The organism is Adhaeribacter aerolatus (genome assembly GCF_007991635.1).
In the GTDB taxonomy this organism is placed as follows: domain Bacteria; phylum Bacteroidota; class Bacteroidia; order Cytophagales; family Hymenobacteraceae; genus Adhaeribacter; species Adhaeribacter aerolatus.
In genome coordinates this window covers 42,868-50,770 of sequence record NZ_BJYS01000051.1, presented here as the reverse complement: position 1 = coordinate 50,770, position 7,903 = coordinate 42,868, and the positions used below count along the sequence as shown (strand labels likewise).

9 protein-coding genes are annotated in these 7,903 nt (G+C 42.4%); 1 reads left to right on the top strand and 8 read right to left on the bottom strand.

The genetic code is table 11. The annotated features are described in order from the left end of the window. Positions 1-363: 363 nt before the first annotated feature. Positions 364-813: a response regulator gene (locus AAE02nite_RS24175; protein ID WP_174762000.1), complete on the top strand. Its 450-nt coding sequence runs from the start codon at positions 364-366 to the stop codon at positions 811-813. 80 nt (positions 814-893) lie between these two features. Here AAE02nite_RS24175 and AAE02nite_RS24170 read toward each other — a convergent pair whose 3' ends face one another. The 8 genes from AAE02nite_RS24170 to AAE02nite_RS24135 all read right to left on the bottom strand — a co-directional run bounded on the left by AAE02nite_RS24170 (position 894) and on the right by AAE02nite_RS24135 (position 7,766). Then, positions 894-1,661, bottom strand: a complete 768-nt coding sequence (locus AAE02nite_RS24170; protein WP_146904654.1) for an LOG family protein — start codon at positions 1,659-1,661, stop codon at positions 894-896. A gap of 81 nt (positions 1,662-1,742) precedes the next feature. Continuing rightward, positions 1,743-2,951, bottom strand: coding sequence for a L,D-transpeptidase family protein (locus AAE02nite_RS26595; protein WP_262713478.1), 1,209 nt, complete (start codon positions 2,949-2,951; stop codon positions 1,743-1,745). A 126-nt stretch (positions 2,952-3,077) separates the two neighbouring features. Next, on the bottom strand, positions 3,078-3,965 hold the full coding sequence (locus AAE02nite_RS24160; protein ID WP_146904648.1) for a universal stress protein: 888 nt from the start codon (positions 3,963-3,965) through the stop codon (positions 3,078-3,080). Positions 3,966-4,325: 360 nt separating this feature from the next. Further along, positions 4,326-5,537, bottom strand: a complete 1,212-nt coding sequence (locus tag AAE02nite_RS24155) for a DUF3570 domain-containing protein (RefSeq protein WP_146904645.1) — start codon at positions 5,535-5,537, stop codon at positions 4,326-4,328. A 16-nt stretch (positions 5,538-5,553) separates the two neighbouring features. Continuing rightward, positions 5,554-5,778, bottom strand: a complete 225-nt coding sequence (locus AAE02nite_RS24150) for a DUF4266 domain-containing protein (RefSeq protein WP_146904642.1) — start codon at positions 5,776-5,778, stop codon at positions 5,554-5,556. Next, positions 5,775-6,734 carry an FAD:protein FMN transferase gene (locus AAE02nite_RS24145; RefSeq protein WP_307725568.1) on the bottom strand — a complete coding sequence of 320 codons (960 nt, stop codon included), beginning with the start codon at positions 6,732-6,734 and terminating at the stop codon, positions 5,775-5,777. Before AAE02nite_RS24145 ends, AAE02nite_RS24150 begins: the two co-directional genes overlap by 4 nt. Then, positions 6,731-7,162, bottom strand: coding sequence for a thioredoxin family protein (locus tag AAE02nite_RS24140; RefSeq protein WP_146904639.1), 432 nt, complete (start codon positions 7,160-7,162; stop codon positions 6,731-6,733). Before AAE02nite_RS24140 ends, AAE02nite_RS24145 begins: the two co-directional genes overlap by 4 nt. 139 nt (positions 7,163-7,301) lie before the next feature. Continuing rightward, positions 7,302-7,766: a heme-binding domain-containing protein gene (locus AAE02nite_RS24135; RefSeq protein WP_146904636.1), complete on the bottom strand. Its 465-nt coding sequence runs from the start codon at positions 7,764-7,766 to the stop codon at positions 7,302-7,304. Positions 7,767-7,903 lie beyond the last annotated feature (137 nt).

Below are 7,903 nucleotides of genomic sequence, written 5' to 3'. Positions count from 1 at the left end.
CTGCTACCTGACTCTGTTCCAGAATATCTGATACCATATCTTTTGAGTGTGTTATAAAATTTTTGAGTGTGTTATAAAATTATTATAAAGCAGATAAATGAAAAAAATAGCATTTAGTTTATTAGAAAGATAAATTATATTTAGCAGAAAAGTAAGAGGGCTATTTTATAAAGGATTACCTAAAAAGCAAACCAACAATATTAAGTAGTTCTAGAAAAAAGGCTACAAGCAAGCGGTGGGTATCAGAGTTAACCTTTTAATAGAAAATTCGATATTGCCGTATAGTTTTTTTAGGAACTGAAGTAATAGGACTTCTTTATATTTGTGATAATTAAAAGGGAAGAATAAATTAGCATTAGGGTAATGAATGAAATTAAGCCAAACAGAATAATTCTGATAGCTGATGATGATGCAGAAGATTGCATGTTAATAGAGGAGGCCGTAGAAGAAAACCAGATACAAAATTCTTTGTACTTTGTGCCAAACGGCGAGGAATTAATAGATTATCTGTACAACAAAGGAAAATTTTCGAATAAAGAAAAGTATCCGCTGCCTGGTTTGGTGCTCTTAGATTTAAATATGCCGAAGAAAGACGGGCGGGAAGTGTTAAAAGAGATGAAAGCTGATCCGGTTTTACGCTTAATTCCGGTAGTGGTACTAACTACTTCAAAGGCCGAAGAAGACATTCTGAAAACGCTTGATTTAGGCGCAAACGCATATATTGTAAAGCCAGTAACTTTTGCCTTGCTCGTAGAATTAACCAAAACCCTCCATAATTACTGGTTTGAGTTAGTACAATTGCCCGGTAATTAATTTTATTCTAAAGACCTTACCTGTTAGTATTACAAGTTTAAAGAAGTAGCGCGCTAGTTTTTCGATTCCTTCTTCTCGGATCAGGATTCACCAAGCCAGCTAATCGGCTTTGGTTTCCGGCGTTTCAATCCGAAAGGACCAATAGCATATTTTTCCAGATGGGCTAAGGCTTCTTCCACCGAATCAGTAAATAGTATTAAATCCAGGTCTTTTGGCTGAATGGTACGCGCTTTGAGCATGTGTATCAGGTGTTGCTGAAGGTTGGCATGGTAAACTGTATCTAAAACCACTACCGGGAACCTGGGCATTTTTTTAGTCTGGATAAGTGTAAGCGCTTCAAATAATTCATCGAGGGTGCCAAAACCACCCGGCATAACCACAAAACCATAAGAATACTTGGAGAGCAGTACTTTTCGCACAAAAAAGTACTTTATATTTATCCATCTGTCTAAATACGGGTTTGGATTTTGTTCATGCGGTAAGATAATATTGCAGCCTACCGACCGGCCGCCTGCTTCTTTGGCACCGCGGTTAGCGGCTTCCATAATGCCGGGACCTCCGCCCGTCATTACGGTAAAACCTAACCGGGCTAACCCGGCACCGGTGGCCCGCGCTTGAGCATAAGCCGAATGCTCTTCCGTAAAACGAGCCGAACCAAAAACGGTAATACAGGGTCCCACAAAGTGCAGCACTCTAAAGCCATGAAAAAAATCGAGTACTACACTGAATAAAAATTTAAGCTCATTTTCGCGTGCATGAGGCCCCTCCAGAAAATAGGTTTCTGCATTGGCCTGAGCATTAGCTTTCAGGCTGCTTTTAGGATCACTTTCAAGAGTAGGGGTTGCCATAAATATTATGATTAAAATAAAATCAGTTTAAACCGCTTTTGCCTGTTATTAGGTTAAGGTAATTAGGGGAAGCTAGCTTTATCAAACTTTTGTTTCGGTTGGTACTTTTACCTCCGGCCCAGGTAAACTGGTTTTTAGAGGGAAATTCTGGTTCAGGTTATCCAGTTTATAAATGTCTTTCCGGAACTGTAAATCTCCGGCAGCATCTACCCAACAGGTATAATAGCCTATCTTTACAGGTACCGGCTTAGGTAAGGGCATTATTTTATTTAATTCTTTTTCCTGCCTTATACTGGTAAGTTCAACCGGGTTCTGCCAATTAGTACTTAGTAAGTAAGTTGCCAGCGTGTGCGGGTGCTCAACCCGAATGCAACCGTGGCTATAGGTGCGCACCGGTTGCTCAAATAAGGCCTTAAAAGGAGTATCGTGTAAATAAATATTGTTCTCGTTCGGGAAAATAAATTTTAAATTGCCTAAAGCATTCCACGGCCCGGGTTCCTGCACAATCCGGATAGGTTCATTAATAGGATTAAACGTAAACCAATTAATGGCTTCGGCAGATGTTTTGATGCTCCGGGAGCCGTTTAACCGGTATAAGGTCATGTGGTTACGGGTGAGGTACGCCGGATCGGCTTTCAGAATAGGTATAATTTCGCGCAGAATAATACTTTGGGGAATATGCCACCCTGGATTAATAACCAGGTAGGTAATATTGCCAGCCATTATGGTGGTGCTAAACCCCTTCAGCGTTTGCCCAACAATTACCCTTGTTTGCCAAATCGTATGGTGGGCTTTGCCTATTAACTGCAAGGTATAATCCGGAATATTCACCAGCACGTGGGGCTGCACCATCAAGGCAGAGTCAGCCTGCCATCTTTTTATATTTAGCTGAATCTGTTGCACCCGTTGTGCCGGCGTAATGTTCAACGCTTCTATGGTTTGCTGGCCGGCAATGCCATCCGAGGCCAGATTGTGCCGACGCTGAAATTTTTTTACCGCCATGGTTAAGGCGGGATCAAAAAAGTTATTCGCTGAATTTACCTTTTTCTCTAAGTCACCCGTTAATAAAAGATTTTTGCGCAAATTCAGTATAAAATCCAACGTGTCGTTCGGCCGTAAACACAAATCTTTAGGAAAAGTAGCCCATTCATTTAGAAGAGCCAATTGCTGATACTGCAGCAGAGCTTTGGAAAGCTTTTGGGCCGGAGATGGGTTGCAGCTTGCGGATAATGGCCATAGCAGGCTAAATATCGAAAGAAACAAAAACTGATATCTTCTGAACAGTTGCATCATCTTAATCGCCGGACCCTTTTAGCTTAATTCATATATTCGTAATATTCCTGGTTCACCAGCAATCCGGTTTTTAAATTTATTTCCCAGGCTTTTGGTTAGAGTAGTGGTTATCGGAAAGGTATCCTAGACCGCGGGCTGACTAGCGAGCCTGGCTGATTTTGCCGGAGCAGATAATTTAAATGGCCGGGCCGGTAAAGCCAATAGTGGAATCTGGCTGGTATAAGCCAGTTGCCGACTGATGCTCCGGTGGAATAATTCCTCCAGAAAAGGTTTACCCGGGATGGATACCGCCAGAATATCGGCCTGACTTTGTGTTATGAATTGGTGAATGCCCTTAACCACATCGTCTGCCTCCACCTGGAAAATATTAAAAAACTGCTCTGGAAATTGAGTTTGAATTTCCTCTAAAATTTGGTTGTCGCAAACCAGATCGATTTGGTCATCGCTCTTAATATTTAAGATAGAGATAGCGGGAGAAAATGGTTGGGTAAACTGCAAAAGCTGTTGCAGAAAAATAGTTTCGTCTTTTTCAAAATTCGAGGCATAAGTAATATTTTTAATATTCTGGAACCGGGCATTTCCCGGAATAATGAGTACAGGAGAACCAGCTTCTTTCATAAAACCGGCAGAAGTAGTTCCCGAGAGTTTTTCTAAAAAACCATTCGCGCCCTTGGTTCCCATCACAACTAAATCAACTTTCTTTCGCTGGATTATCTTGTTTAGTTCTTCCGGTATAGCCCCCTGTACACACATCGTTTCCAGCTCAAAAAGAAAGCCGTAATCTAATCTTAACTGTTTTGATAATTTAAGGAGCTTATTCTGGTAAAAAAGTTCGAGGCGAATATCCGGCGGCAGGGAAATTACTCCTCCTTCGGAAGTGGCAGCTGTTTCGGGGCCTAACACATGCACTAACAATAGTTTGCCCTTTATTTGAGAAGTTAATGCTGCGGCGTATTTCGCTGCATTAGCTGAATTAGGAGAAAAATCGGTGGGAAGCAGGATCGTTTTCATAAAGGTATTAGGTTTAAAATTTATTCTTCCGGCAATAAATTCAACCTTCACTTACCAGTTATTACAATTTCTTGCCCTTTATCAAAGCTACGAATTACCCCTGCTCTGTTTTATGACTACCGTTAGAGTGTTATATGATATATATCAATTTGAATATTAAATTCCAAGGTTTGTGATAGTTTTGAATTAGTAAAATGGAGGTGTTTTGGGGTACCGGATATTGGTAATACTCTAGTTAACATGCATAAATGAAGCAGCCTTAATTATGGTAAGAAACACAGAAATCTATAAAGCCACATAGGCTAAAATATTTAGCTTTAAATACTTAATAGATGAAAAAACTACGGCAAAACAGAAGTTCTATTTCAAAGTAACTCCTAATGTAATGGAATTAGAAATTAAGCCATTGCTGCGGTTATAATGGCCGTACCGGATTTCTACCGTATTCAGCTTGTTTATACCCAGTATGCCCGAGGCGGAATTTAGCCGCAGGTTCAGTCCGGCCAAATGGCTGTTGAAGGCAGATAAGTCGTAATCGCTGGTATAAAACGCCTGCTGCATCCCATGTTGCTGGTACCCGGCAAAATAATCAGCCGCGGTTTGGGTATAAAACCGGTAAAAAGGACTCAGCGATAAAAATGGGGTTAATTTATAAGGAACTTCTAATTCAGCGGTATGCGCCGTAATGCCCCAATCATCGGTATAAAAGCGGTAAAACGACCGGAGAACCACCCGATCGGTAGCGAAATAGTTAAACCGTATACCCGCCGGAATTTTTAAACGTTGCGCGGGCAGATGCTCTACGTGCACCGACTTATCCTGGAAATATACCCGCTGGTAAGGCGTTGCCAATTGGCCCGATTGGAAAGCCAGGTCCAATAGCAAAGATAGCTGCATCCGTTTATTAATAACCTGCGTCAGCACAAAAGAAGCATTGTAGGAGTTGCGGGGTTTGGAGCCGGAAGCCTCCGGGTTAGGAATCAGGCCGGTACTGGTGGCCAAGGTGCGCAGTTCGATGGGGTAAATAATCTTCCAGGTGTCTAAATACGCGCCAAGGGTTAAACCAAATTCCCGATTATGATCCTTGGAAAACTGGCTAAAATTAAAACTGGCGCCTTTAGAGAAGTAATCGTACTCCCGCGACATGGATAAACTAGCTCCCAAGGTGTAGTGCTTTTCTGCATCCAGCCGGGTCCAGGTAACACCCGGGTAAAAACGGTTATCCGAAGCCGAGGCGGAAGAAATGGTATTGGGATCTATCCGGTCCGAGGAAGCCGAAGTGTAATGGTCGATGCCGGCCTCTAATCGCAGCGTATGTAAGCGGTTCCGGAGATCGGTTCGCGTAAGGGAAATATCAAAAACCGAAGAAATATCCGTTAGCTTTTCGGTACCGATACCACCCGTAACGGCTGAGTTGTCTCCATCCTGGTTGTAATAACTCGAAACAAAGTTTACTTCTTCTGCCTTCAATTTTCGGCTTTTAAAAGAATCAGAATCGGGTGGGGCCGTTTGGGAGAATGAGCTAAGGATGGAGAGAAAGAAAAGGGAGGCGCTCAGGCAGATTTTTTGCATGGTCTTCAGGCTTTAATTAATTGCAGCCGCAGCCACCGCCGGTCTTGCCGCCGTTAGCCCCCGAAGCGCCCTCGCGGTACAACAAATAGTTCATCTCGGTTTTCTCCACTTTACGGGCCGATAAACCCATCTCGGCATCGTTCAGATACATTTTGTTATACTCCTTCACCGACTGGCAGGAAAAGAGGCATCCGGCCACCAATGGTAGGAGCAATAGGAGCGGGCGTTTACTAAAAATCATGCGGTAAGTCTTATGTTGTCAGAATAAAATATACGGTCTTGGTCATCTACTAAAATACAGGCAATGTTTTTCATCTGGTTGATGAGCGCCAAGCCTACTTTAACCCCCATCACCATCACGGGCGTAGCCATGGCATCGGCCAGTTCGGCATTGGGGCAAAGGATGGTTACACTTTTGATACCGGTTACGGGTAAACCGGTTTTGGGATTAATGGTATGACTGTACCTTTTACCGTTAATTATTACAAATTTTTCGTAGTTGCCGGAGGTAGCTACGGCCATACCGGTAATGTTGAACTTAGAGAAAGGCTTTTGCGCCGCATCCGGGTCGGCGATGCCAATGGTCCAGGGCTGGCCATTGGGCTGGTTGCCCCAGGCTGTTAAATCACCGGCGGCGTTTACAATACCGCTTTTTATGCCCAATTGCTGCAAAACCAACTTAGCCCGTTCGGCAGCATAACCTTTACCAATACCGCCAAACCCAATACGCATGCCGGGGTATTTCAGCAAAACACTTTTTTCTTTCGGATTCAGCAACACGTTTTTGTAGTTCACCAGCCGCACCGAAGCTTGCGCTACTTCGGCCGATGGTAATCTTTTAAGGCTGGTATCAAAGTTCCAGAGGCTCTTGTCTACTCCCCCGTAGGTGATGTCGAAAGCTCCCTGGGTAAGCTCCGAAATTCGCCGCGAACGGGCAATCAGCTCATAAACTTCCGGCGAAGGCGTAAAAGGAGAGATGCCCGCTAAGGCATTTATTTTATTTGTCTCGCTGGTATCGGCAAAAGTGGTGAGTAATTTCTCTATCCGCTGGATTTCGGCTACGGCAGCGTCGAGGCTTACTTTTGCCTTTTCTTCGTCCTGAGCCAAAATAGTAAGTTCAAAACGGTTGCCCATCAGCTTCTGAACCCGGCGGTATAAGCCGGAGGTGGTCTGGTAAAGGGTTACCCCGGTTTTCACTTGCTGTTGGTTTGCAACAAAGAAATAAAATTCGAAGCGGTTTTAGCCGGAATTCCTTCCCACTTCATTATTACCTTCCCATCAGCGTCCAGGAGCAAGGTAAGCGGAAAAGCACCGGCTTTGTTGTATTCTTCGGCTAGTTTTTCGTTCAGGGCTTTTTGCTTCGGGTCTAACTGGTTTTTTTTCAGGCGCGGAAAATCAGCGTTCACCAACACCAGGTGCTGGTCGGCATAGGTCTGGAAGGCCTGGTTTTCAAAAATATCTTTCTCCAGTTTAATGCAAGGTCCACACCAATCCGAACCCGAAAAATTAAGTAGAATTAGTTTATGGTATTTTTTTGCTTCCACCTCTGCTTGCTGTAAATCAGTACGCCAACCAATTGGTACTCCCGAAAATAATAAGCTGATAAAAAGGATAACTAAGTGCATAATTAATATGATTTAATATTATAACGTTCAAGTATTTAAGGGAAGCTAAGTTTAAACTTAACTGCTGACAGTATAGCGTAATAACGTTCGCTTATATAATAGAAGTTTCATGTTTATGAACGCTTTAGCGAGATAGTTATTATTGATTTCTTTTTAATTGAATTTGCCTTCTGGTCAGGTTTGCCCAAGATATGATTTCTTCTTTTTGAACCCGGGTCAGAACTGCATCCCGATGAATGAGTGTATATGACGAAAGCGGCATACTATCCTCTTCCTGGGTTTCTATTACTTCTTCCAGTTTATGGTCTTGCTTCTTGAGAGGATAGGTTAAAAATTCATCAAAATTTAATTCCTCTTTTCCATCATTTACATGATCCGCCAAAAACCATGCGACAGGTTGTACTTCGGCGTACCAGGGATAACGGGTGTTATTGCTATGACAATCATAACAAGCTTTTTGGAAAGTCAATTCCACATTTTCCGGAATAACATACTGCTTTTTTAAAGCCAGGGACTGACCTTGAATAGATATATTTTTTTCCGGCCGGAAGAATTGAATAATTAAGAATACGATTGATAATCCAAGAATTGATTTCTTTAACATGAATGGTTTCGATTTAATAATTTTAACTTAAATTATTGATTAGTAGGTGTTATTGTAAAGCCTTTTTCACCCAGGTCATTTGCATATTTTTTGCAATTTTTTAAAATACTTGCAAGTGATTTATAAGTTACCTCCTT